This window comes from Actinomadura sp. KC06 (assembly GCF_004348735.1).
Taxonomy (GTDB): Bacteria; Actinomycetota; Actinomycetes; order Streptosporangiales; family Streptosporangiaceae; genus Spirillospora.
Genome location: NZ_SMKT01000078.1, coordinates 17,741 through 41,037, shown reverse-complemented (window position 1 = coordinate 41,037; position 23,297 = coordinate 17,741). Strand labels below are relative to the sequence as shown.

The following is a 23,297-nucleotide window of genomic DNA, read 5'->3' as shown; positions in this document are numbered from 1 at the left end:
GGAGGCTGCGGCGCGGGTCCCGGCGGCGGGCCTGGCGGCGGCTCGGTGGGCGGGACCAGCGGTTCCGGGTTCGGCGCCGGATCCGGGGTGGGCGGCGGCACCGGCGGCGGCTTGGGAAGCGGCTTCTCGTCCATGCAGACCCCGTACCCGGCGATCGCGGCGCTGACCGTGCCACGGGCCGTCGAGCGGAGCTCGTCAGCTGAATGGCGGTGGGTGGGGGCTGGAGGACGGTCCGTCATGTGCACGTCCGCCCTCGGACAGGGCAGGATGGGGCCATGAGGGAAACCCGAGCGACCGCCGGCGGTCTGCGCACGGCGATCGAGCGCAGCGGTTACTACCCGGACCTGGTCGCGGACGCGGTCGAGTCGGCCATCGGGGACGAGCCCGTCGTCGCCTACGTCGTCCACCACGAGGCGACGTTCGACCCCGCGATGGAGGTGCGGCGGCACGTGACGGTGCTGGTCCTGTCGGCCAGCCGGCTGCTGGTGTGCCACACCGACGAGCACCCGCCCGGCGAGGGCATGGCGCAGCCGCACGCGTCCACCACGACCGAGGCCGTCAAGCTGGAGCGCGTCCAGTCGGTCGCGGTGACCCGGGTCGTCCCGGACCCGGCGTCCTACGTGCCGGGCGTGCCGCCGACGGAGGTCGTGCTGACCATCGGCTGGGGCGCCATCGCCCACATCGACCTTGAGCCCGCGACCTGCGGAGACGAGAACTGCGAGGCCGACCACGGGTACACGGGCAGCGTCACGTCCGACGACCTGTCCCTGCGGGTCAGCGAGGCCGCGGACGGCGCGGACGCCGTCGGCCACGTGCTGGCGTTCGCCGAGGAACTGTCCGCCGCGACCGCCCGGTGACCGCACCCGGCGCTGAGCCGCCCGTCCCCAGGACGCCCGTCCCAGGGCCGCCCGTCGTGGGGCCGCTTGTTCCGGAGGTGCCTGTTCCGCGGTACGGGGCGGGCGCGCTCGCCGATCTTCCGCCGTCGGTGCTGGCGTCGCTGGGCGTCGCGGACGCGGTGAACGTCCTGGGCCTGCCGCCGTCGCCGCGCGTCTGCGTCCTGCTGATCGACGGGCTCGGCTGGCAGCAGCTCAAGGCCCACCCGGACGAGGCCCCGTACCTGAACGCGATGGACGGCGGCGCGATCACCTCCGGGTTCCCGGCGACGACGGTCAGCAGCCTCGGCTCGCTGGGCACCGGCGCCCCGCCCGGCGCGCACGGGCTGCTCGGCGTGCAGGTGGCGATCCCGGGCACGGGCCGGCTGCTGAACTGCCTGCGCTGGCAGGACGACTCCGTCGTCCCGGAGGAGTTCCAGCCCGTCCCGACCGTGTACGAGCGGGCGGCGGCGGACGGCGTCGAGGTCGGCTACGTCGCGCTCCGCTACTACCGGGGCACCCCGCTGAGCCGCGCCACCACGCGCGGCGCCCGCTACCACGCCGCCGACGGGTTGGGGCAGCTCGTCGGACGCACCGAACTGGCCCTGCGCCAGGGCGACCGCTCCTTCGTCACCGTGTACCACGCCGACCTGGACTCGACCGGCCACCGCTACGGGACGGCCTCCGCCGACTGGCGGCACCAGCTCCGGTTCATGGACATGCTCGTCCAGCGGATCGCGTCCGTCCTGCCGCCCGGCGCGGCCCTGTACGTGACCGCCGACCACGGCATGGTCGACCCGACCGAGCGGGTGGACGTCGACACCGTTCCGGAGCTGCGGGACGGCGTCGCGCTCCTCGGCGGCGACGCCCGCGCCCGGTACGTCTACAGCGAGCCCGGCGCGCACGCCGACGTCCTCGCCGCCTGGACGGCACTGCTCGGCGACCGGGCGTGGGTCGTCCCGCGCGAGGAGGCCGTCGCGAACGGCTGGTTCGGGCCACTCGGCCCGGGGATGCTGGAGCGCGTCGGGGACGTGATCGCCGTCCCGCACGCCGACCTCGCGATCGTCGCGTCGGAGCGGGAGCCGTGGCTGGACCGGATGGTCGGCATGCACGGCTCCCTCGTCCCGGCGGAGCAGCTCGTCCCGCTCTTGACCACGTCCCGGCCCTGACCACGTCCCTGCACCGACCTGACCACGTCCAGGTCCCGAACCCGCGGGTAGGTGAGATGAACAAGGAATCGCCCCTCCCTAATCGGGGCGTCGGCGGTCAAACTGGCGGTGTGCACCCTCTCATCGAAGTGCCCGCGCTGGACCGGCTGCTCCGGCGGCAGACGCCCGTGGTCCTGCTGGACGTCCGATGGCATCTGGCGGGCCCCCCGGGGATCGAGTCCTACCGCAAGGGGCACCTGCCCGGCGCCGTGTTCGTCGACCTCGACCAGGACGTGGCAGGGCCGCCGGGCCCAGGCGGCCGCCATCCCCTTCCCGAGCCCGTCGCCTTCGAGTCGGCCATGCGCCGCGCCGGGGTGTCGCAGGGCGGTCTCGTCGTGGTCTACGACGACGCCGATTCCACGTCGGCCGCCCGCGTGTGGTGGTCGCTGCGGTACTTCGGCCACGACCGGGTCCGCGTCCTGGACGGCGGGTACCGGGCGTGGACGGAGGCGGGCCGTCCGGTGAGCGCCGACGACCCCGAGGTCAAGCCGGGCGACTTCATCGCCAACCCGGGCCGGCTGCCCGTGCTGGACGCGGAGGGGGCCGCCGAGCTGGCCACGGCGGGCGTCCTCCTCGACGCCCGCGCCGCCGAGCGGTACCGCGGGGAGCAGGAGCCCGTCGATCCCGTCGCCGGGCACATCCCGGGCGCCCGCAACGCGCCCACGTCCGGGAACGTCGGCGTGGACGGCCGGTTCCTGCCGCCCGAGCTGCTGCGCGAACGCTTCGCGCAGCTCGGCGCGACCGACGCGCTCGACGTCGGCGCGTACTGCGGGTCCGGCGTGACGGCCGCGCACGAGATCCTCGCCCTCAGCCTCGCCGGGATCCCCGCCGCGCTCTATGTGGGTTCCTGGTCCAACTGGGTGACGGACCCGTCCAACCCGATCGCCACCGGCGACCACTGAACCCGCGGGCCGGCACCGTCAGCCGGCGCCCATGCAGAGCAGGCCCGCCACCCCCAGGGGTCGGGCGACGGCGGCCAGGGCCCGCGATGGGCTCTGACCGGCGGCGAGGCGGGCGTGGAACGCGGACATGAACTCGGGCGTGGCCGCGTCCCGGACGGGCGCGACGCTGGCGATCACCGTCGCGGCGCCGAGGGCGAGCAGGACGCCCGCCATGCCGAGGACGGCGTCGCCCTCGTCGGCGCGGCCGATGTCGCACGCGGACAGTACGATCACGCGCGGTGGGACGGTCAGCTCGTCCAGGTCGTGGACCGTCAGGGGCCCATCGGCGAGGCGCAGGCGCGAGAACAGGGCGTTGCCCTGCCGGAACTCACCGTGGGCGGCGATGTGGGCGAGGGACGCGCCGTCCAGTGCGTCGCGGACGGTTTCCGCGCGTGCGTCGTCGCCGTCCAGGACGACGGCGTCCGGGTGGAGGCGTCGCAGGGCGTCGATCTCGCGTCCGGCGTGGCGCAGACCAGGCCCCGCGACAAGGACCGTGTGCCCGTCCGCAGGGCCGGAGTGGTCGCGGGCGTGCAGCCAGGCGCCGGCGGACGGCACGATCGTGAACGGCCGCCCGGCCAGGGACGGCAGCACCGCCCAGGGCAGGCCGTGCAGCGCGCCGGTCGGGGCGATGACGAGTTCGCGGCCGCCGAGGTCGGCGCGCAGCGGGGCGAGCAGGTGGCCGTCGAGGCGCTCGGCCGCGTCGGCGAGGGCGGTGAGGGCCTGCCCGTCGCCGTCGTCCCCGGCGAGGCGGCGCACGGCGTAGCGGAGCAGGCGCGTCTCGCGGGCGGTCGCGTCGCGCGCCCCCAGGCGGTGCCGCCGGAGCAGCCCGTCGGCGAGCGTGACGGCGTGCAGGTCCGGCCCGATCGCGATCATCTCGACCAGGGCGCGGTCGCCGAGCGCGGCGGCGATCTCGGCGAGGCCCGCGGAGCGGGGCGGGCAGGCGCCGGCCGGGCGGCGCCGCGTCCGCGCCCGCACCTTCGCCTCCAGGTCCGCCATCTCCCGGGAGAGCACGGGCGGGACGGCGCCGCCCCGCGCCGTGCCGGCCGTGCGCTCGACGCTGAGGGCGCGCAACGCCGCCAGCGCCGCCGCCCGCTCCGGGTCCTTCGGCGGACGGACGCGGGCCGGACGCGCGATCGCCCGCCTCCGTTCCTCGACGGCCAGCAGCTCCCGTGGCGAGCAGGCCAGGCCGAGACCGAACTCGGCCAGTTCCGTGGCGAGCCCGGACGCGCGGGCCCGCAGGTCAAGCGCGTCGAGCGCTTCGGCGTGGTCTTCGGAGACCTGGAGCCCGAGCTTGACCGCGGCTACGGCGCCTTTGCGGTCGGCCCGTGCGGAACGTTCGAGGGCGGCGGCGTGCCAGGCGGCGATCTGCGCGGACGCAGGGCCGCTTGCCCGTCCGACCGGCGAAAGCAGGTGCCCCGCCGGTCTGCCCAGGGACAGCGCCACCCGCGCGGCGACGATGCGGGCCTCGTCGGCGGCGTCGGCCCAGCCGCCGCTCTCCAGCCGTTCGGCCGTGGCCACGGCCGAACGCAGCAGGACCGCCGACCGTTCACCCGACGCCCACCGTGCGCGCAGCAGGACGTGCTCAGCCAGCAGCATCCATCCGGTGCGTTCCTGCTCCGCGAACGCGGCACGTGCCCGTTCGGCGGCCTCCGTGCACTGCTCCGCGTTCCCGGCGGCCAGTTCAGCATGGGCGAGAAGCAGGAATCCGTCCGCGACGTCACACCCGTAGCCGTTCGCCGTGGTCGCATCCAAAGCCGCAAGCAGGACGGGACGAGCCTCGTCTGGCAGACCCGCCAGGATGAGGGTTTCCGCCTGGTCGAACCAGCATTGCGCCAGGCGTTCACCTGTCAGATGCGGCTCGGCCTCGGCGTAGAGACGAAGCGCGCGCGGGACGTGCCCACGCCGCGCCATCGCGAAGCCGAGATTGCCCTTGGACATCGCAGTCTGGTGACGCAGCCCAGCCTCTTCGCCCACAGCGACCGCCTCCACGAGCGCCGACTCCGCCCCGGCGAAGTCGCCACGCAACGCCCGCGCCAGCCCCAGATTGGTGAGGAGGCCATTGAGAGCGGCCGGATCGTGCCCGCGCCTTAGGCGGGGCAAGGCTTGTGCGGCCACGTCGTGTGCTTCGTCTAGACGTCCGGCTCTTGCCAGGGCGCATGCCTTGTTCGCGGCTAGCCGGTCTGCGTCCGGGCCGTCCAGGACGGTCTCCGCCTCCTTCACGTGGGCCAGCGCCCCAGCGACGTCACCGCGCGCCGTGAGCAGCCCGACGAGGTTCATCCGCACCTGTGCCGCCGTATAGACGTCGTCGGCCAGTTCCAAGGCTCGATGAAGGAAAGCGAGACCTTCCTCTAGCCGTCCCAACTCCTTGGCGGCGAGCCCGGCCACCCGCAGCGCGAGCACTCCGCCGCCTTCGTCCAGGAGCGCGAGCGCTCGCGCGTACGCGTCGGCCGGGTCGGACGCGGCCAGTTGGAGGAGCTCGTCCTCGTCCGAGCCGGTCACAAGCGGATCCAGCTCGTGACGATCGACGTGCCGTCGTCCAGCCGGAACACCAGGCTCACCAGGCCCGCCGGGACGCGCGGCACGCAGAACAGCCCGGCGGTCTCCGCGCGGGCCGTGATCCCGCCCGGCGGCAGGTCCGGGTGCCGGACCTGGACGAGCGCGGCCGCGGACGGCACGATCCGCCCGGTCAGCTCGCGGTCCGGTCCGTGCTCCGCCACCTCGATCTCCACCTCGCCGCCGGGGCAGGTGAACGTCAGCACCCGCCCCGCCGTGCCGCGGACCCCGGCCGCCGCCGCGCGGCCGCCCCGGTCGCGCGAGAGCTCCGCGAGCGTCGCGCCCGGCGCCCGCCACGCGATCGACGCGCGCGCCGCCGCCAGAACGCCGTCCGGCACCGGGTCCAGCGCGTTGAACGCGTCGCGGACGCCCGCCAGCAGTTCGTCGTCGTTCACGGCACGAGCCTCCGCAGCGCCTCCAGGCAGCGCGCCCGGGTCGGGCCGACGCTGCCGACCGGGATGCCGAGCGCGGCGGCGAGCTCGGCCTGGCTCGGCGCGAGCGCGAACAGCCGCAGCAGCGTCCGGCAGCGCCGCGGCAGCGCGTCGAGCGCCGCGCCGACCCGCCCGACCCGCTCGCGGTCGAGCACCACCTGGTCGGGCTCCGGCTCCGGCGCGCGCGGCGCGGGCACGAGCGGCAGGTCGCGGGCGCGCCGGCGGACCAGCCGCAGGCTCTCGTTCCGCGCGGTCGTCGCCAGCCAGCACGCCGTCGCGCCCGGGTCACGCAACCCGTCGATGCGCTCCACCAGCCGCAGCCACGTGGTCTGCACCACGTCGCCGGAATCGGCGTCGTCCAACCCGTGCGAGCGGGCGATCGACCACAGCAGCCCGCTGTGCCGATCCACCAGCCGGGCCCATGCGTCGCCGTCGCCGCCGCGCGCCCGGACCACCAGCTCATCCGTACTGTCGTCCCAATGGGCCACCGAAGTCTCCTCCCGAGGCCCCCCGCTAAGCGCTCACCCTATGGCATCGACAGGTGACTCCGCGTGGGCGATTACCGCTTCACGGCCGAGCCGCTCTCCAGGACCGACCACGACGCCGAGATCCGGGAGGACGGGGTGCGCCACCGGATCGAGCACGCGGTCGGCCGCGGTGACCGCGTCGAGGCCCTGCGCCGCCGCGAGCCCGGCGATCCGCCCGGCCACCGCGGGCGCCGCGAACGACGTCCCGCTCCATATCGCATAGCCGTCGAACAGGTCGGGGTCGATGCCGCCCGCGGGCGGGCGCGTCCCGTCGAACCGGACGAACGTGCTGGCCACGTCCACGCCCTGCGCGCACGCGTCCACCCACCAGCCGTGGTTGGAGAACGCGGCCCGGACGCCGCCGTCCAGCGCCGCGACGCCGACGACGGGCTTCATCGCCGCCGGCCAGAACGGGCGCTCGGTCGCCGTGTTCCCCGCGCACGCCACCACGACCGTCCGGCGGCCGAGCGCCGCGATCGCCCGCGCCAGCACAGGGGACGGACGGTCGTCGTAGGTGTGGCAGCCGAGCGAGATGTTGACCACGTCGGCGCCGCCGCGCTCCGCGAGCCATTCCAGCGCGCGGATCACGTCCAGCTCGTCGCCGACGCCGTCGCCGCCGATCACGCGGCGCGCCAGGAGCCGCGCGGACGGCGCGTGCCGCAGCACCACGCCCGCGATGAACGTGCCGTGCCCGGCCTGCGCGTCCAGCTCGTAGTCCAGGTCGGCGTCGAGGACCTCCTCGACCTCGGCGTGCTGCTCCCGGTACCACTCCGCGTCCGCGTACCAGGGGTGCGGCGACAGGCCGGTGTCGAGGATCGCCACCGCCACATCGCGGCGCACCGCGGCGGCCTCGGGCGCGGGGAGGGGCGCGGCCGGACGGGGCAGGTCCGCGGGCCCGCTCCACCACATCGGCTGCCCGTGGACGAGATGGTTCGGCGACACGCTGAGCCGGCGGCGCCGCCCGTCCGCGACCCGGGCGCCCGCGCCGAGCCCGGACGCGAGCTCGCACACGTCCACCTTCGCCGCGGCCCGCAGCCGGAGCCGCGAGACGCCGCGCTCGTCGTGCCGCGAGTCGTACCAGCGCCGGACGAGGCCCTCGGCCGCGCCGGCGTCCTGCCCGGCGACCAGGATCTCGTCCCGGCGGATCAGCGCCGGGCGCCCCGGCGCCGGCTCCACCACGACCGCGTCGCGGTGCCGCGCCAGCACCCGTTCCAGCCGCGCCTGTTGATCGAACATCGGTCCCTCGCTCTCGCATCGGCCCCGGCCCCTGCACTCATCGTGCCCGCGGGGCGACGGTTCGTGACCGATAACGGACATCGGGACGCGGCCGGAGGCGGACGCGATCGTCTTGAACTTTCGCCGCGCGGCGGCGTCGCAGGCCCTACCCTGGTCGGTCAGCGCCCGTGAACGATGTGCATCCTGTGGTCAAGCGTTCGATAATCCGTGAACTCACGGTGGTGCGACACGTGCCGATGATGCACAATGAGGGACGCGGACGCCGACTTGGGACGTACGAGGCCGTAGGGGAAGACGAGCCTCGGTACAGATCCAGGAGGTCCGGTGACCGCACGTGGCGTTTTCTACGTCCACTCCGCGCCGCCTGCGCTGAGCCCGCACATCGAGTGGGCCGCCGCGGGTGTTCTCGGTGTGCCCGTTTCCCTTGAGTGGACAGATCAGGCGGCCGCACCGGGAACGCTGCGCGCCGAGCTGCATTGGGAGGGGAGGCCGGGCACCGCCGCCGGGATCACCTCTGCGCTGCGGACGTGGAAGCTGGTGCGCTTCGAGGCCACCGAGGACCCCACGCCGGGCACCGACGGCGTCCGGTTCAGCTTCACCCCGTCGCTTGGGGTGTTCACGGGCGTGATCGGGGCCAGCGGCGACATCATGGTCCCCGAAGACCGGCTGCGCTCCGTCATGGCGAACGCCGCGCACGGCAAGGTCGCCCTGGAGAACGAGCTGGACCGCCTCCTCGGCACCCCGTGGGACAACGAGCTGGAGCCCTTCCGGCGGGCCGGGGACGGCGCTCCCGTCCGCTGGCTGCATGCGGCGGTGTGACGCCCCGGTGACCCGCGCGGCCGTCTGACGCCCGACGCCGTCCCGCTGGAGCGCTCTCGTCCCGCAACGTGCGCGCCCCGCATGGATCGCCGCCGCCGCGACCCCGGCCGCCGACCCGGCAGCCGCCGCGACCCGGCCGCACCAGGAGCAGAACGCAGAACGGCCCGGCGGGTGAGAACCCGCCAGGCCGTTCGAGAGCCGTCAGAGGGCGCGTTCGAACGCGACCGACACGTTGTGGCCGCCGAAGCCGAACGAGTTGCTGAGCGCCGCGGCGGGGCCGTCGGGGAGCTTGCGGGGCTCGTCGCGGGCGATGTCCAGGTCGGCCTCGTCGTCGAGGTCCTCCAGGTTGGCGACGAACGGGACGAGGCCCTCCTTCAGCGCCAGGATCGTGAAGATCGACTCCAGCGCGCCGGCGCCGCCGAGCAGGTGCCCGGTCATCGACTTGGTCGCGGTGACGACGACCTTGGAGGCGACCTCCTCGCCTAGGCCCGTCTTGATCGAGGCGAGCTCGGCGACGTCGCCGGCGGGCGTCGAGGTGGCGTGCGCGTTGATGTGGACGATGTCGGCCGCCTCCAGGCCGGCGTCCGCGAGGGCCCGCTGCATCGCCTTGGCCTGCCCGGAGCCGGTCGGCTCGGGCAGCACGATGTCGAACGCGTCGTTGGAGTAGCCGGCGCCGGACGCGATCCCGTAGATCTGGGCGCCGCGGGCGCGGGCGTGCTCCTCCGTCTCCAGGATCATCACCGCCGCGCCCTCGCCGAGGACGAACCCGTCGCGGTTCTTGTCGTAGGGGCGCGACGCGCGCTCCGGCTCGTCGTTGCGGGTCGACAGAGCGCGCATGGAGCCGAACGACGCCATCTGCAGCGGATGGATGCACGCCTCGGTGCCGCCGCAGATGATCACGTCGGCGCGGCCCGCGCGGATCATGTCGATGGCGTAGCCGATGGCCTCGCCGCTGGACGCGCACGCGCTGACCAGGGCGTGCGAGCCCGCGGTGGCGCCGAACTCGATGCCGACGTGCCCGGACGCGCCGTTCGGCATCAGCATCGGGACGGTGAAGGGCGACACCCGCGCCCAGCCCTTCTCCCGGTAGACGTCGTAGCTGTTGAGGGCGGTGTGCAGGCCGCCGATGCCGCTGGACACCACGACGCCGAGCCGGTCGAGGTCCACGTCGAACCCGCCGTCGACGCCGGCCTTGTCCATGCCCTTCTGCGGCTTGCCGCCGCGCGACGGGGCGAACCCGGCGTCCGCCCACGCCTCCCGCGCCGCGATCAGCGCGATCGCCTGGTTGCGGTCGAGGCGGCGCAGCGACTGCCGCGGCAGCGTGTCGGCCGGGTCGGCCTTCAGCGTCGCCGCGAACCGGACCGGCAGGTCCTCGACGCCCTCGAAGGTCAGGGGCCGCACCCCGGACTCTCCGGCGAGCAGGGCGGACCAGGTCGACGGCAGGTCCCCGCCGAGTGGGGTCGTTGCACCGAGACCCGTCACGACGACTCTGGTCTGGCTCTTGCTCATGGCAGGTGCTCCTTGCGGACTGAAAAGGGGGCGGGTGCGGGCACGCCGCCGTCCCGGGTCGCCGGGACGGCGGCACGCCCGACCGCGTCAGCTCTTGGCCGGGGCTTCGTTGCTCTGGACGAAGTTGACGACGTCCTTCACCGTCTTCAGGTTGCGCAGCTCGTCGTCGGGGATCTCGACGCCGAACTGGTCCTGCGCGGCCACGGCGATCTCCACCATCGACAGCGAGTCGATGTCGAGGTCGTCGATGAAGTTCTTCTCCGGGGTCACCTCGGACTTGTCGATGCCGACGATGTCGTCGATGATCTCCGCGAGGCCGTCCAGGATCTGCTGTTCGGTGGCGACTTCTGCCATGATCTGCGTTTCTCCTTCGGTGGGTTGGTCCAGAGCCTGCGAGCAGGCGTGACGGCCTACGGGATCTGGATGACTTGGGCGGCGTAGGACAGCCCGGCGCCGAACCCGACCAGGAGGGCCGGGGCGCCGGACGGCACGTCGCCGCGTTCGATCATGCGGGAGAGGGCCAGCGGGATGGAGGCCCCCGAGGTGTTGCCGGACTGGACGATGTCGTCGGCGACGACGGCGTCCTTGGCCTTCACCTTGCGGGCGATCGCCTCGATGATCCGCAGGTTGGCCTGGTGGGGGACGATGGCGGCGAGGTCCTCCGGCCGGATCCCGGCGCGCTCGCACGCCTCGACCGCGACCGGCGCGATGGCGGTGGTCGCCCAGCGGAACACCGCCTGCCCCTCCTGCTGGATGAACGAGTGCCGGGTCGGAATGATGATCTTGTCGTGCTTGTCGCCGGCGCTGCCCCACACGACCGGGCCGATGCCGGGCGAGTCGCTGGCCGCGACGACCGCGGCGCCGGCGCCGTCAGCGAAGATGATGCAGGTGGAGCGGTCGGTCCAGTCGAGCCACTGGGACATCTTCTCCGAGCCGACGACCAGCACGTTGCGGGCGCTGCCCGCCCGGACGGCGGCGCTCGCGGTCGCGAGCGCGTAGCAGAATCCGGCGCAGGCCGCGTTGATGTCGAACGCGCCGGGGGCGTCGATGCCGAGCCGGTGCGCGACCTGCGGGGCGTAGCCCGGCATCGGCGACTCCGCCGAGCAGGTGGCGAGGATCACCAGGTCGATGTCGGACGGGGCGAGCCCGCTGCCCGCGAGCGCCTTCCCGCCCGCGTGCGCGCCGAGCTCGACGATGCCCTCGTCGTCCCCGGCGATGCGGCGCTCGGCGATGCCGACGCGGCTGCGGATCCACTCGTCGCTGGTGTCGACGGTCTCCGCGAGCTCGTCGTTGGTGACGATCCGAGCGGGGCGGTAGTCGCCGAACGCCAGGATGCGGGCGCCGGCCGCCGCCTCGGGGATGCGGAGCCCGCCGGTCATGACGCGTCCGCCTTGATCAGCTCGCGGGCCTTGTCGAGGTCCGCGGGGGTCTTGAGGGCGACCCGCTCGACGTCCGGCAGCTCGCGGCGGGCGAGGCCGGTCAGCGTCCCGGCGGGCGGCAGCTCGATGATCGCGGTGACGCCGAGGTCGCGCATCGTCGCCATGCACGCGTCCCAGCGGACGGGCGCGCTGACCTGCTCGACGAGCCGCGCGACGAACTCGGGGCCGTCCTCGACGACGGCGCCGTCGCGGTTCTGCAGCAGCCGCGTCCGCGGGGCGGCGACGGGCGCGCCGGACGCGACGCGGCGGAGCACGTCGACGGCGGGCGCCATGTGCTCGGTGTGGAACGCCCCGGCGACCGACAGCGAACGGAGCCGCGCCTTCGCGGGCGGGTCGTCGGCGAACCCGGTGAGGGCCTGGACCGTCCCGGCGGCCACGACCTGGCCGGCGCCGTTGACGTTCGCGGCGGTGAGCCCGTGCTTGTCGATGGAGGCGAGGACCTCGTCGGGTTCGCCGCCGAGCACGGCGGTCATCCCGGTCTCGGTGACGGCGGCGGCCTCGGCCATCGCCCGTCCCCGCTCCCGGACGAGGACCAGCGCCGCCTCGGGCGACAGGACCCCGGCGATCGCTCCCGCGGCCAGCTCGCCGACGCTGTGCCCGGCGACCACGGCGGGGACGCCGTCCTCGGCGCCGTACAGGGCCTCGTAGGCGGCGAGCGCGGCGGCGACCAGCAGCGGCTGCGCCACCGCGGTGTCGCGGATCTCCTCGGCGTCCGCGGTCGTCCCGTAGCGGACCAGGTCGAGCCCCGTGACGGCGGACCACCAGGCCAGGCGGTCGGCGACTCCGGGGATCTCTAGCCAAGGCTGCAGGAAGCCGGGGGTCTGGGCGCCCTGGCCGGGCGATGCGAGGAGAATCACCAGACCAGCCTGACGGCAACGCCCCCCGCTCTACGATGCGGATCAGCACGAAGTTTGGTCGGACCCCTTTGTACAACCCCTACAAGCCCGTGATTACCAGCGCTTTTGGAAGCGTCCAAGGACCAGTGCGATACGGAGGGTGAACGCGTTGCGCCCGTCGGTCGGCGCGAGGCCGGTGAGTTCGGTCACGCGGCGGAGCCGGTACCGGACGGTGTTGGGGTGGACGAACAGCAGCCGCGCGGTCGCCTCCAGCGACGAGCCCTGCTCCAGATAGGTCGTCAGGGTGTCGAGAAGCGGGGCGCCCGCGGCGAGCATCGGGTTGTAGACGTTCTCCACCAGGTGGCGGCGCGCGTCGTCGTCGCCGTCCAGGGCCCGCTCGGGCAGCAGCTCGTTGGCCTGGACGGGGCGGGGCGCGTCCGGCCATCCGGCGGCGGCGCGCAGCCCCGCGACGGCGGCCTGCGCGGACCGGGTCGAGTCGTACAGGTCGGGGACCTGCGGGCCGACGACGACGGGGCCGGGCCCGCACTTGGCGGCGATCGGCCGGGCCGCGTCCATCGGGTCGGTGTCGCCGCCGACGATGACGATGACGCGGCGCCCCTGCACGCCCGCGAGCACGTCGGCGCGGGCGCGGCGCGCGGCCAGCTGCATCTGGTCGATGGTGACCTCGGGCTCCTCGTCCTCCGGCGTGAACCCGGCGATGACCGTGACGGGCTTGGACGTCCAGCCGAGCGCGGCGGCCCACGAGTGCATGCCGTCGTCGACCTCGTCGCGCAGCACCGCGTTGACGACGAGGGCCTCCAGCCGCGCGTCCCAGGCGGCGCGGGTCTCGGCGGCGCGGGCGTACACCTGCGCGGCGCCGAACGCCACGTCGCGGGTGTAGCGCAGGATCGCCTCGCGGAGCTGGGCCTCGCCGCCGGGCGCGGCGAGCTCGTCCAGCCGGGTCTCCACCACGTCGATGATGACGCGGACCATGTCGATGGTGTGCTGCAGCTTGATGGCGCGGAGCAGCTCGCGGGGCGCGGTGCCGAACACCTCCCCGGCGATGGCCGGACGGGTCTTCTCCTCGTTCTTGAACCATTCGACGAACGCGGCGATGCCCGCCTGCGCGACGAGGCCGATCCAGGAGCGCTGGTCGGCGGGCATGCGCCGGAACCAGGGGAGCTGCTCCTCCATGCGGTTCAGCGCCGCGGTGCCGAACGTCCCCATCGCCTTCTCCAGGCGCTGGGTCGTCTGCTCGCGTATCTCGGCCTCGCTCGCGGTGTCCACCTCCCCAGGGTGCCATTACCCGGAGGTGACCGGCCCATCGCGGTCGCACCTTTCCGTGCGCCGGTCAGGCGGGTGTCACCCCGGCGGCGTGTCCGAGCGCGATGGCGGTGAGGTTGCGGAGCGAGGCGGAGCCGGGCCGGAGGTAGTCGCTGTGCCCGCCGCCGCCCGCGTCGAACACCCGCGCGCCGAACCCCGGCGAGACGGGGTCGGGGCCGAGCCCGAGCCCGAAGACGCGGACGTGGGGGACGTCCTCCATCCAGTCGGTCGTGCCCCGTCCGGCCCAGATCCGGGCGGCGCCGCCGAGTTTCGCGGCCGTCGGCGCGGCGGTGCCGGGGCTGCCGTAGAGGGCGATGTCGGTGACCTGCCGCCAGGCCGCGGTGTCGGGGCCGTCCAGTGCCGCCCGGCCGCACACCACGGAGCCGTAGCTGTGGCAGAGCAGCCCGACGCCGACGGACGGGTTGACGGCGTGGACGCCCTTCAGGAAGCGGCGAAGCGCCACGCCTCCCTCACCGGCGCGCTCGTCGGTGAGGACGTCGTTGCTGAACGTCTCCGGCGCCGCGTATCCGAGCCATGCCACCACGGCCAGTTCAGGATCGGGTGACCCGGCCGCGGCCTGCGCGTAGAGGGCGTGCGCGCCGCCGCCCGGCGTCGACCACGGCTTGCCGCCGCGCGTGTCGAACGTCGTCAGCGTCGTGTCGGCGCCGGGCACGAGGACCGCGATCCGCCGCGCCCGGGTGAGGTCGCCGATGACCTCGACGGCCCGCCCGTTGCCGCGCGCGTCGAAGTGGAGGAACCGGCGGCCCGGCCGGAGGAACGCGCCGAGGGCCCGCGCCCGGTCGGTGTCGCCGACGTCCTGCGCCGTCGTGAGGGCCCTCTCGATGGACCGGCGCTCGGCGGTGTACCGGACGTCCAGCGTGGAGGGCGCCATGTCGGGGACGGCGACGGGCGGCGCGTAGGGGTCGGCGTGCCCGGTCCCGGCGGTCGTCAGCAGGACCGCCGTGATGGACACGGCGCAGGCCAGGGCTCTACGGAGCCGTCGGGCGCGCTTCGGGACGATCGTGCGTGGCGGCGGCATCGTCGTCTTTCTACCATCCAAGATCGTCCGGGGGCGTCGTGGCGCGTGTCACATCCGGGGCGCCGCGCGGGGCCGTTCACAGCGCCGCGCCCCGACCCCGAGCGCGGCGAGCGCGACGGCGAAGACGGCCAGCCAGACGAGCCGTTCGGCGACCCATTCCGGCTGGTCAGGCGCGGTGTGCAGTCCTGGCAGGGTACCGAAGGCGAGCAGCGCCCCGACCGTGACGCCCAGCAGCGCGGTCTGGTGCCACAGGAAGATCGTCATGGCGGAGCGGCCGGACGCGGAGATCGCGGCCCGCACCCGGGCGCGTCGCGTCCAGCGGGTCAGCGGGCCGTGCAGGAGCAGCGCCAGGCCCGTCTGGGCGAGGCCGAACGACACGGCCGCGAGCGTGGGCGGGCTGAGGTTGGAGACCGCCGCGCCCGGCACGCCGACCATGCTCGCCGGATACCCGGCGAACAGGATCAGCCCGGCGGTCCCCGCCGCGCCTCCGCCGACCAGGACGAGCCCGGCCCGGCGGGAGCGCAGCGCCCCCTCCGCCCAGCCGATGCCGAGGTAGAACGGCACGAGCCAGCCGGTGAGGACGGTGGCCCAGCCCGTCCAGGCGGGCGCGTCCAGTGCGAAGCGGCCGATGTCGATCACGGCGGTCGCGGCGACGAGCAGGGCCGCGCCGCGGAGCCGGAGCCGGGCCCAGACGGCCGCGATCAGGGGAGTCGCCGCCGTGAGCACAACGTAGACGCCAAGGAACCACAGCGGGCTGATCACCAGTTCGATCAGCGTGCGGACGCCGTCCGCCGAGAACCCCGCCCATCGCAGGAGGGCCGCGGCCGGGAGCCAGGCGAGGAGCAGGACGGGCACCGGCCGCGCGAAACGGGCCAGGCGCCGCCGCAGCCTCGGGCCCCACGGCAGGCCGGGACGAAGCCCTTTCGCCGCGGCGTAGCCGCCGACGAGGAAGAACACGGCGAGCGTCTGCAGCACCCACGAGATGGGGGTGAGGTCCGGCATCGTCTTCAGTGGGCTTGTCACGCGCAGGTGCTCTCTGGAGCCGTCCGAGACGAAGGCGGTGACCAGCCAGTGGCCGAGGACGACGCCCAGGATCGCGAAGGCGCGCAGCGCGTCGACGGCCAGGTCGCGAGGGGACGAGTCGTGAACGGCCGGGCGCGCTGCCGGCTCAACAAGCACGGGTGACCTCCGCGGCGCGGCCGAGGGCGATCAGGGCGAGGTTGCGGAGCGCGCGGGAGCCGGGCCTCAGGTAGGCGCTGTGCGGGCCCGTCCCGGCGTCGAAGCGCAGCGCGCCGAAGCCCGGCGAGACGGGGTCGCGCCCGAACCCCAGGCCCGCGAAGCGGACGTTCGGCACGTACCGCGTCCAGTCGCCCTTAGCGCGGCCCGCCCAGACGCGGGCGGACGTCCGGAGGTCCGCGACGCTGTCCGCCGTGGTGCCGGGGCTGCCGAACAGGGCGATCTCGTCCACCGGCAGTGGCGCGAGATGCGGGGCCGCCTTGGCGCAGACCACCGAGCCGTAGCTGTGGCAGAGCAGCGCGAACCGTCCATGCCCGTTGACGCGGTGAACGGCGGTGAGGAGTTGGCGCAGGACCGGCGCGCCCTCCTCGGCCCGTCCGCTCGTCAGGACGCCGGTGCTGAGCGACGACGGCGAGTCATAGCCGAGCCAGGCGATCAAGGCGAGTCGTGCGCCCGGCGCGGCGGCGCGGGCCTGCCGGTAGAGCGCCCGGCCGCCGCCACCCGCGAACTTGGGGGAGTCGTAGTTGGTCAGCGAGTTGTCCGCGCCGGGCACCACGACGGCGATCCGGTCGGCGCGCCGCAGGTCGCCGATGACCTCGACGACCCGTCCACGGCCTCGGGGATCGAACGACAGGAACCGCCGTCCGCCGCCGAGGAACGCCGTCAACGCGCGCGTCCGGTCGCCGTCGCGGACGTGCCGCGCGGTCGCCAGCGCGCGTTCGATCTCCCGGCCGGCGGCCTGGTAGCGGAGGTCGAGCGTCGCCGCCGAGAGGCCGGGCGCCGGGCCGGGGGCCGCGTACACGTCCGCGTCACCGGTCGCGGCGGCCGCCGACCCGGCCGCGGACCCGGCCATCGCCAGGACGGACACGACCGCGACGGCCTTGCGAACGCTGGGCACCCGAAACGTCCTCCCTGGTCAGTGGCTTGAAGCACTGACCAGGAAGCTAGAAACCGGAGGCCGTAGCGCGGATCAACCGGCGGTGTGGTCTTCCGGGATGCGACCCCGGTGCCACGGATGCGCCCTGAGTATCAGTCGCCCGGACGGACCAGCCCGACCTCGTAGGCGTAGACGATCGCCTGCGGGCGGTCCCGGAGCCCGAGCTTCATCAGGATCCGCCCGAAATGCGTCTTGACGGTCTGCTCCGCGACGACGAGCGCGTGCGCGATCTCACCGTTGGACAGGCCGCGCGCCACCAGCGTCAGGACCTCGGTCTCCCGCTCCGTCAGCTCCGCCAGCCGCGCCCGGGACGGCGCCCGCGGCCCGCCGAGCCGGGAGAACTCCGCGATGAGCCGCCGGGTGATCGACGGCGACAGCAGCGCGTCGCCCGCCGCCACGATCCGGACGGCGTCCGCCAGCTCCGTCGCGGACGCGTCCTTCAGCAGGAACCCGCTCGCCCCTGCGCGCAGCGCCTCGTAGACGTAGTCGTCCAGGTCGAACGTGGTGAGCATGAGGATCTTCGGGGCGTCGTCGGCGGCGTCCGCGAGGATGCGGCGGGTCGCCTCCAGACCGTCCATGACCGGCATCCGGACGTCCATCAGCACCACGTCGGGACGCAGCGCGGCGACGCGGCGCAGGCCCTCCTCGCCGTTCACGGCCTCGCCGACGACCTCGATGTCGGGCTGCGCGTTCAGCAGCACGCCGAACCCGGCGCGCACCATGCCCTGGTCGTCGACGATCACGACGCGGACCGTCACGTCCGCTCCCGCGCCTTCACCGGCAGGTTGGCGGTCACCGCGAATCCTCCGTCCGGTGTGGGGCGGGCGGTCAGCTCGCCGCCGAGCGCGGTGGCCCGCTCCCGCATCCCGACCAGCCCGTGGCCCCCGCCAGGAAGCCCCGGGCCCGGGGCCTGGCCGTCGGCGGGCGGCCCGTTGACGACGCCGAGCCACACTATGCCGTCCGCGCGGGACGCCTCGACCTCCACCTGCGAACCCGGCGCGTGCCGCATCGCGTTGCTCAGCGCCTCCTGCAGGATCCGGTACGCGGTGAGGCCCACGCCCGGCGGGAGCCCGGCGAGGTCGCCGTCCAGCCGGGTCGTGACCCGCAGCCCCGCTGCCCGCGCGTTGCTCACGAGGTCGTCCAGCCGGTCGAGGCCGGGCTGCGGCGCGGTCTCGGCGCCGTCCGCCGAGCGCAGGACGCCGAGGACCCGGCGCAGCTCCGTCAGCGCGTCCAGCGCCGTCGCGCGGATCTCGGCGAGGTCGCGGCGGGTCTCGTCCGGGATCGCGTCGACCTTGTAGGGCGCCGCCTCCGCCTGGATCGCGATCATCGACATGTGGTGCGCGACGACGTCGTGCAGCTCCCGCGCGATCCGCTGCCGCTCGGTCAGCACCGCCTCGGCGTCCTGGTGCCGCCGCTCCTCCTCGGCGAGCCGCAGCCGCTGCTCGGCCAGCTGCCGCCGCGAGGTCTGCCGGAGCCGGACCGCGTACCCCACCGCCAGCGGCGGGACGAGCAGCACCGACGCGTTGAGAGCCGTCTCCGAGTCCTTGAGCCACACTCCGGCGAACGACAGCATCGCGACGCCGAGCGTGACGTCTCGCGAGCAGCGCACCGCCACCGTGTACACGCAGGCGAGCGCGGTGATCGCGCCCCACGGGACGTACGGCGTGCTCAGCCACCCGCCGACGTCGACCAGCAGCGTTCCGAGGAAGCTCCACCGCCACGCGGCGAGCGGATGCAGGTCGCGCAGCACGAACGGCGCCGTCACCGCGAGCGCGATGAACAGCTCGGTCGCGGCGGACATCTCGGCGCCGCGCCGCATCGACTCGTCCGACAGCAGCGATATCGTCCCGCCGATCATGATGACGGTCAGCGCGAGCCCGAGCGCGTTCACCACGACCCCGAACCGCGCCCGCCCGACGCCGACGAACCGCGTCCATCTGAGCAGGAACGGCCAGGGACGGTCGAGCGGCGCCGGGTCGGCCCGGCCCGTCACCGCGGCGGCCAGGAGAACGTCCCGCAGGACGTACCGCAGCAGCGCGTTCTCCCCGGCCATGAGCCCAGGCTAGAGAAGACCCGGGCGTACCTGGATGACACCGTGGTGGGACACGTCGTGTCATACCTGGGTACGGTGCGATGCGTGGAGCCCGTCGAAGCCCTGCGCCGTATCGCGTTCCTGCTGGAGCGCGCCCACGAGCCGACCTACCGCGTGCGGGCCTTCCGCACGGCCGCCGACCTCGCCGGGCGGACGTCCCGCGACGACCTCGCCGCCCGCGCCGAGGCGGGCACGCTGACCGCCCTGCCCGGCATCGGCAAGGTCACCGCCCTCGTGATCGAGGAGGCGCTGCGCGGCGAGACCCCCGTCTACCTGCGCCGCCTGGAGGCCACCGAAGGCGAGCCCGTGGACGAGGCCGCCGCCGCCATCCGCGCCGCCCTGAAAGGCGACCTGCACACCCACAGCGACTGGTCGGACGGCGGCTCGCCCATCAGGGAAATGGCCGAGACTGCACGCGCGCTCGGCCACGAATACCTCGCCCTCACCGACCATTCCCCGCGCCTGAAGGTCGCCAACGGCCTGTCCGCCGACCGCCTCCGCCGCCAGCTAGACGCCGTCGCCGAGCTCAACGAGTCGCTCGCGCCTTTCCGCATCCTCACCGGCATCGAGGTCGACATCCTGGAGGACGGCACCCTCGACCAGGACTCCGACCTCCTCGACCGGCTGGACGTCGTCGTCGCCAGCGTCCACTCCAACCTCCGCATGGACCGCGTCGCGATGACCAAACGCATGGTCGCCGCCATCGCGAACCCGCGCGTGAACGTCCTCGGCCACTGCACCGGACGGATCGTCAAAGCCGGCGGCAAACGCGGCGGCCTGCGCCCCGAGTCGGAGTTCGACGCCGCACTCGTCTTCGACGCCTGCGCCGCCTACGACGTCGCCGTCGAGATCAACTCGCGCCCCGAACGCCTCGACCCGCCGAAACGCCTCCTGCGCCTGGCGGTCGAGGCGGGCTGCCGCTTCGCCATCGACTCCGACGCCCACGCCCCCGGCCAGCTCGACTGGCAGCCCTACGGCTGCGAACGGGCCGCACGCTGCGCCGTCCCCGAGTCCCAGATCGTCAACGCCCTGCCCGCCGGCGACCTCCTCGCCTGGACCCGTTCCGCACTCTGAGGACCCTGGGGTACCGATGACCGAGATCACGCATCGCATCGTCCAGTCGGAGAGCGGGCTGCGCATGCACGTGGCCGAGGCGGGCGAGGGGCCGCTCGTGCTGCTCCTGCACGGCTTCCCCGAGTGCTGGTACTCGTGGCGGCACCAGCTCACCGCGCTAGCCGCCGCCGGTTTCCACGCCGTCGCGCCGGACCAGCGCGGCTACGCCCGGACTGGCGGCCCGGCGGACGTCTCCCAGTACTCGATCCTGCATCTGGCCGGGGACGTCGTCGGCCTGATCGCCCCGCTCGACGCCGACCGCGCCGTGGTCGCCGGGCACGACTGGGGTGCGCCGGTCGCGTGGGCGGCCGCGCAGATGCGCCCCGACCTGGTGCGCGGGGTGATCGGGATGTCGGTGCCGCACCGCCCGCGCGGCAGCAGACCGCCGGTCGAGTCCATGCGCCGCCTGTTCGGCGACGGCTTCTACATGGTCCATTTCCAGCGGCCGGACGTCCCAGAAGCCGGTCTCGACCGCGACCGGGCCGCCACGTTCCGCCGCGTCCTGTACGGCCTGTCGGGCGAGGCCCCCGCGCCCCTGCTGACCATCCCGGACGGCGGGGACTTCCTCGACACGCTCGCGGAACCCGAGAAGCTCCCGGCCTGGCTGACCGACGACGACATCGCGACCTACGTGGCCGAGTACGCGTCCAGCGGCTTCACCGGACCGGTCAACTGGTACCGCAACCTCGACCGCAACTGGGAGCTCACCGCCGCCTGGCACCGGGCTCGGATCGGCCCGCCCGCCCTGTTCATCGCCGGTGACCGCGACGTCACCGCCGTCGGCGCGCGGGACGCGGTCGGCTCCATGAGCGACTTCGTGCCGAACCTCCGCGACACGGTCTGGCTGTCCGGTTGCGGCCACTGGACGCAGCAGGAACGCCCCGCCGAGGTCAACGACGCCATGATCGGCTTCCTGCGCGGGCTCTGAATGTCGGAGGCGGGGCGTACGGTCGCCGCGTGAACCGCACCGACCGCTTGTACGCACTCGTCGAGGAGCTGCGGGCCTGCGCGCCGCGCCGGGTCAGCGCGCGGGAGCTGGCCGCGCGGTACGAGGTCAGCGTCCGCACGATCGAGCGCGACATCGGCGCGCTGCAGCAGGCCGGTGTGCCGATCTTCGCGGACGTGGGCCGCGCCGGCGGCTACACCCTCGACAAGAGCCGGACGCTGCCGCCGCTGAACTTCACGCCCGCCGAGGCCGTGGCGGTCGCGATCACCCTGTCCCGGGCGGGCGGGTCGCCGTACTCCCGGTCCGCCCGCACCGCCCTCCACAAGATCGTCGCGGCGATGTCGGCGACCGACAGCGCCTCGGCCCGCGAGCTGGCCGAACGCGTCCGCTTCATGACGCCGCCAGACGGGACCGACCCGGCGCCCACCTCGGTGCCCGCCGTCCTGGAGGAGGCGATGTCCGCCCGCCGCGTCGTCCGGCTCCGCTACGTCGACGCCGACGGCACCGAAACCGAACGCGACGTCGAACCGGTCGCGTTCACCGCGGTCTCGCTGCGCTGGTACCTGATCGGCTGGTGCCGCCTCCGCGACGGCGCCCGCGTCTTCCGCACCGACCGCATCCGCCGCGCCACCCTCCTGGACGAACGCGCCCCAGAACGCGGCTTCGACGAGATGTCGCCCCCACCGACCGACTACGTCATCCGCTCCCTCGAACTCGTCTGAGGCATGAAAATTCAAAGGCCCGAACGGCTTCTCTGCCGATTGAAAGTGAACGGCGTAAAAGTTAGCCTCCCGGTGCCCTGAAGCCGCCTCCCCAATGGCGTCCGCTCCAGCGAAGGGGAAATTCGTATGCGCAGAGGGATCGCCGCGGCCGCCGCGCTCGCCGTGGCCACGACGCCGGTCACACCGGCCGCGGCCGGTCCGCCCCTCCTCCACGGCCCGGACGGAGTCGCCATCGAGATCGCGACCGTTCACGACTCCGGGTGCCCCATCGGCACCGTCCGCGCGGCCCTCAGAAACGGCGCGGACGCGTTCGCCGTCATCTACAGCGAGTACATGGCGCAGGCGGGTGGTTTGTCGGATCCCTGGGCCTTCCGAAAGAGATGCCAGATCGCGCTAAAGGTCCATGTCCCGCAGGGGTTCACCTACGCCGTCTCGTCGACGGACCACCACGGTCTCGCTTCCCTGGAGGAAGGCGCGACGGCCACCTACAAGGCCACCCACTTCTTCACGGGTCAGCCGCGGCCCGACATGACCGCACACCACCTCCACGGCCCCTACGACGACGAGTGGACGTTCACGGACCGCCCCCCACCGGACCAACTCGCCTTCAAGCCGTGCGACGAGAACCCGAACCTCAACCTCTACACCGAGGCCCGAGTCGACAAGGGAACCTCGGACCCGTCGAAGACCAGCTTCATCGCCATCGCCGCCGAAGCCCACACCACCTACCACTTCACCTGGAAACGCTGCCCCTAGCCCGCCGAACGACCACGTCCTCCGCCTCTCGAACTCGTCTGACTTCGTCGTCGCGCTCAAGTCGGCTTCAGCGCGCTGCACGGTAGGCGGCCCACTCGAGCGCGGCCAACTCCATGGCTTTGGTCCACGACGATTGGTCGTGCCCGGCGATCTCAGTCCACAGGTTCGCACTCGCCGCTGCGAAAGCGGCCAGGACATCAGGTGGGGCGACCGACCACGCCGGGAGCGGGCTCACGACCTCTTCGGCCTGTGCGGCGCTGTGCCCGGCGGCCATGAGCCGCAGAATCAGGCAGGCCGGGTCCACCCATCCAGCGTCCCTGGTCGGCCACGCCCAGTCGATCAGAACGGCGCGCCCGTCGATGATGATGACGTTGTCGGGCGCGTAGTCGGTGTGCAGGAGCGCATCGCCCGCCAAGAGGTGCGCGTGCTGGGGCTCGGTGAAGTAGGGCTTCCAGCGCTGCTCGGCCAGTTTGATGGGAATGTCGGGAGCAGGGATCGAGCCCAGCTTCTTCATGGTCTCGATCAAAAGCGGAAGGTCGTGCGAACCCGGTGTGTAGCTGGCGTGCCGCCCGTCCACCGCCTCGAACACCAGGAGATCCCAGCCGTTGCCGACCAGCCGGAGCAAGCAGCGGGGGAGATCTCCGCGACGAACGGGCCGACCGCCGCCTCCATCTCCTGAGTCCGGCGGCGCGCGTGGTCTTGGCGCAGCCCCTTCACGAAGACTCTTCCTCGGTCGGTATCGAGCAGGGCGGCTATCGCTGA

At 73.8% G+C, this 23,297-nt stretch carries 24 protein-coding genes; 8 read left to right on the top strand and 16 right to left on the bottom strand.

What is annotated here, in order from left to right; all coding sequences use genetic code 11:
- Positions 1–239 (bottom strand): hypothetical protein (locus E1287_RS24120; RefSeq protein WP_207934417.1); only part of this gene is annotated, 239 nt, incomplete at its 3' end.
- A gap of 36 nt (positions 240–275) precedes the next feature.
- Here E1287_RS24120 and E1287_RS44870 point away from each other — a divergent pair.
- The 3 genes from E1287_RS44870 to E1287_RS24110 all read left to right on the top strand — a co-directional run bounded on the left by E1287_RS44870 (position 276) and on the right by E1287_RS24110 (position 2,982).
- Positions 276–857, top strand: a complete 582-nt coding sequence (locus E1287_RS44870; protein ID WP_207934416.1) for a DUF5998 family protein — start codon at positions 276–278, stop codon at positions 855–857.
- A gap of 77 nt (positions 858–934) precedes the next feature.
- Entirely contained in the window at positions 935–2,041 is a 1,107-nt protein-coding gene (locus E1287_RS24115) for a nucleotide pyrophosphatase/phosphodiesterase family protein (RefSeq protein WP_243719398.1), read from the top strand.
- Positions 2,042–2,151: 110 nt separating this feature from the next.
- Positions 2,152–2,982, top strand: coding sequence for a sulfurtransferase (locus E1287_RS24110; RefSeq protein ID WP_207934414.1), 831 nt, complete (start codon positions 2,152–2,154; stop codon positions 2,980–2,982).
- A gap of 18 nt (positions 2,983–3,000) precedes the next feature.
- On the opposite strand, the gene E1287_RS24105 is transcribed toward E1287_RS24110, so the two are convergent.
- From E1287_RS24105 to E1287_RS24090, 4 genes are read right to left on the bottom strand one after another with little or no spacing between them, the layout of a single operon-like run.
- Positions 3,001–5,520 carry a CHAT domain-containing tetratricopeptide repeat protein gene (locus tag E1287_RS24105; RefSeq protein ID WP_243719396.1) on the bottom strand — a complete coding sequence of 840 codons (2,520 nt, stop codon included), beginning with the start codon at positions 5,518–5,520 and terminating at the stop codon, positions 3,001–3,003.
- On the bottom strand, positions 5,517–5,969 hold the full coding sequence (locus E1287_RS24100) for a hypothetical protein (protein WP_131967325.1): 453 nt from the start codon (positions 5,967–5,969) through the stop codon (positions 5,517–5,519). Before E1287_RS24100 ends, E1287_RS24105 begins: the two co-directional genes overlap by 4 nt.
- Entirely contained in the window at positions 5,966–6,493 is a 528-nt protein-coding gene (locus E1287_RS24095; protein WP_131967324.1) for a sigma-70 family RNA polymerase sigma factor, read from the bottom strand. The genes E1287_RS24100 and E1287_RS24095 overlap by 4 nt, the downstream gene beginning before the upstream one ends.
- 33 nt (positions 6,494–6,526) lie before the next feature.
- Positions 6,527–7,768, bottom strand: coding sequence for a S8/S53 family peptidase (locus E1287_RS24090; RefSeq protein WP_131967323.1), 1,242 nt, complete (start codon positions 7,766–7,768; stop codon positions 6,527–6,529).
- A gap of 324 nt (positions 7,769–8,092) precedes the next feature.
- Between E1287_RS24090 and E1287_RS24085 the strand changes: the two genes are divergently transcribed.
- On the top strand, positions 8,093–8,587 hold the full coding sequence (locus E1287_RS24085; RefSeq protein ID WP_131967322.1) for a DUF3145 domain-containing protein: 495 nt from the start codon (positions 8,093–8,095) through the stop codon (positions 8,585–8,587).
- 201 nt (positions 8,588–8,788) lie between these two features.
- On the opposite strand, the gene E1287_RS24080 is transcribed toward E1287_RS24085, so the two are convergent.
- The 10 genes from E1287_RS24080 to E1287_RS24035 all read right to left on the bottom strand — a co-directional run bounded on the left by E1287_RS24080 (position 8,789) and on the right by E1287_RS24035 (position 18,959).
- Positions 8,789–10,096, bottom strand: a complete 1,308-nt coding sequence (locus tag E1287_RS24080; protein ID WP_131967321.1) for a beta-ketoacyl-[acyl-carrier-protein] synthase family protein — start codon at positions 10,094–10,096, stop codon at positions 8,789–8,791.
- 87 nt (positions 10,097–10,183) lie between these two features.
- Positions 10,184–10,450: an acyl carrier protein gene (locus tag E1287_RS24075; protein WP_131967320.1), complete on the bottom strand. Its 267-nt coding sequence runs from the start codon at positions 10,448–10,450 to the stop codon at positions 10,184–10,186.
- Between the two features lie 56 nt (positions 10,451–10,506).
- The gene (locus E1287_RS24070; protein WP_131967319.1) at positions 10,507–11,475 is read right to left on the bottom strand and encodes a beta-ketoacyl-ACP synthase III; all 969 of its coding nucleotides are present in this window, start codon (positions 11,473–11,475) and stop codon (positions 10,507–10,509) included.
- The gene (locus E1287_RS24065; RefSeq protein ID WP_131967318.1) at positions 11,472–12,392 is read right to left on the bottom strand and encodes an ACP S-malonyltransferase; all 921 of its coding nucleotides are present in this window, start codon (positions 12,390–12,392) and stop codon (positions 11,472–11,474) included. Before E1287_RS24065 ends, E1287_RS24070 begins: the two co-directional genes overlap by 4 nt.
- Positions 12,393–12,485: 93 nt before the next feature.
- Positions 12,486–13,658 (bottom strand): helix-turn-helix domain-containing protein, encoded by a 1,173-nt coding sequence (locus E1287_RS24060; RefSeq protein ID WP_131967317.1) that lies wholly within the window; start codon positions 13,656–13,658, stop codon positions 12,486–12,488.
- 64 nt (positions 13,659–13,722) lie between these two features.
- Positions 13,723–14,733, bottom strand: coding sequence for an alpha/beta hydrolase (locus E1287_RS24055; protein ID WP_131967316.1), 1,011 nt, complete (start codon positions 14,731–14,733; stop codon positions 13,723–13,725).
- 48 nt (positions 14,734–14,781) lie between these two features.
- Positions 14,782–15,912, bottom strand: a complete 1,131-nt coding sequence (locus tag E1287_RS24050) for an acyltransferase (RefSeq protein WP_243719394.1) — start codon at positions 15,910–15,912, stop codon at positions 14,782–14,784.
- Positions 15,902–16,867, bottom strand: coding sequence for an alpha/beta hydrolase (locus tag E1287_RS24045; RefSeq protein WP_207934413.1), 966 nt, complete (start codon positions 16,865–16,867; stop codon positions 15,902–15,904). The genes E1287_RS24050 and E1287_RS24045 overlap by 11 nt, the downstream gene beginning before the upstream one ends.
- A gap of 131 nt (positions 16,868–16,998) precedes the next feature.
- Positions 16,999–17,664 (bottom strand): response regulator transcription factor, encoded by a 666-nt coding sequence (locus E1287_RS24040; RefSeq protein ID WP_131967315.1) that lies wholly within the window; start codon positions 17,662–17,664, stop codon positions 16,999–17,001.
- A complete protein-coding gene (locus tag E1287_RS24035; protein ID WP_131967314.1) occupies positions 17,661–18,959 on the bottom strand; it encodes a sensor histidine kinase in 1,299 nt (432 codons plus the stop codon). Before E1287_RS24035 ends, E1287_RS24040 begins: the two co-directional genes overlap by 4 nt.
- An 84-nt stretch (positions 18,960–19,043) precedes the next feature.
- Between E1287_RS24035 and E1287_RS24030 the strand changes: the two genes are divergently transcribed.
- The 4 genes from E1287_RS24030 (at position 19,044) to E1287_RS24015 (ending at position 22,535) form a co-directional block, all read left to right on the top strand.
- A complete protein-coding gene (locus tag E1287_RS24030) occupies positions 19,044–20,072 on the top strand; it encodes a PHP domain-containing protein (protein WP_207934412.1) in 1,029 nt (342 codons plus the stop codon).
- A 16-nt stretch (positions 20,073–20,088) separates the two neighbouring features.
- Complete coding sequence (locus E1287_RS24025) at positions 20,089–21,039, top strand: alpha/beta hydrolase (RefSeq protein WP_131967313.1); 951 nt, start codon at positions 20,089–20,091, stop codon at positions 21,037–21,039.
- Between the two features lie 29 nt (positions 21,040–21,068).
- Complete coding sequence (locus E1287_RS24020) at positions 21,069–21,779, top strand: YafY family protein (protein WP_131967312.1); 711 nt, start codon at positions 21,069–21,071, stop codon at positions 21,777–21,779.
- Positions 21,780–21,905: 126 nt separating this feature from the next.
- Positions 21,906–22,535: a DUF4360 domain-containing protein gene (locus tag E1287_RS24015; protein ID WP_131967311.1), complete on the top strand. Its 630-nt coding sequence runs from the start codon at positions 21,906–21,908 to the stop codon at positions 22,533–22,535.
- Between the two features lie 67 nt (positions 22,536–22,602).
- Here E1287_RS24015 and E1287_RS24010 read toward each other — a convergent pair whose 3' ends face one another.
- The gene (locus tag E1287_RS24010; RefSeq protein WP_131967310.1) at positions 22,603–23,160 is read right to left on the bottom strand and encodes an aminoglycoside phosphotransferase; all 558 of its coding nucleotides are present in this window, start codon (positions 23,158–23,160) and stop codon (positions 22,603–22,605) included.
- Between the last annotated feature and the right edge of the window lie 137 nt (positions 23,161–23,297).

Bases quoted from the DNA above. Each gene is read 5' to 3' on its own strand.
- E1287_RS44870 (WP_207934416.1), top strand. From the start codon at position 276: ATGAGGGAAACCCGAGCGACCGCCGGCGGTCTGCGCACGGCGATCGAG.
- E1287_RS24090 (WP_131967323.1), bottom strand. From the start codon at position 7,768: ATGTTCGATCAACAGGCGCGGCTGGAACGGGTGCTGGCGCGGCACCGC.
- E1287_RS24080 (WP_131967321.1), bottom strand. From the start codon at position 10,096: ATGAGCAAGAGCCAGACCAGAGTCGTCGTGACGGGTCTCGGTGCAACG.
- E1287_RS24075 (WP_131967320.1), bottom strand. From the start codon at position 10,450: ATGGCAGAAGTCGCCACCGAACAGCAGATCCTGGACGGCCTCGCGGAG.
- E1287_RS24070 (WP_131967319.1), bottom strand. From the start codon at position 11,475: ATGACCGGCGGGCTCCGCATCCCCGAGGCGGCGGCCGGCGCCCGCATC.
- E1287_RS24055 (WP_131967316.1), bottom strand. From the start codon at position 14,733: ATGCCGCCGCCACGCACGATCGTCCCGAAGCGCGCCCGACGGCTCCGT.
- E1287_RS24035 (WP_131967314.1), bottom strand. From the start codon at position 18,959: ATGGCCGGGGAGAACGCGCTGCTGCGGTACGTCCTGCGGGACGTTCTC.
- E1287_RS24025 (WP_131967313.1), top strand. From the start codon at position 20,089: ATGACCGAGATCACGCATCGCATCGTCCAGTCGGAGAGCGGGCTGCGC.
- E1287_RS24015 (WP_131967311.1), top strand. From the start codon at position 21,906: ATGCGCAGAGGGATCGCCGCGGCCGCCGCGCTCGCCGTGGCCACGACG.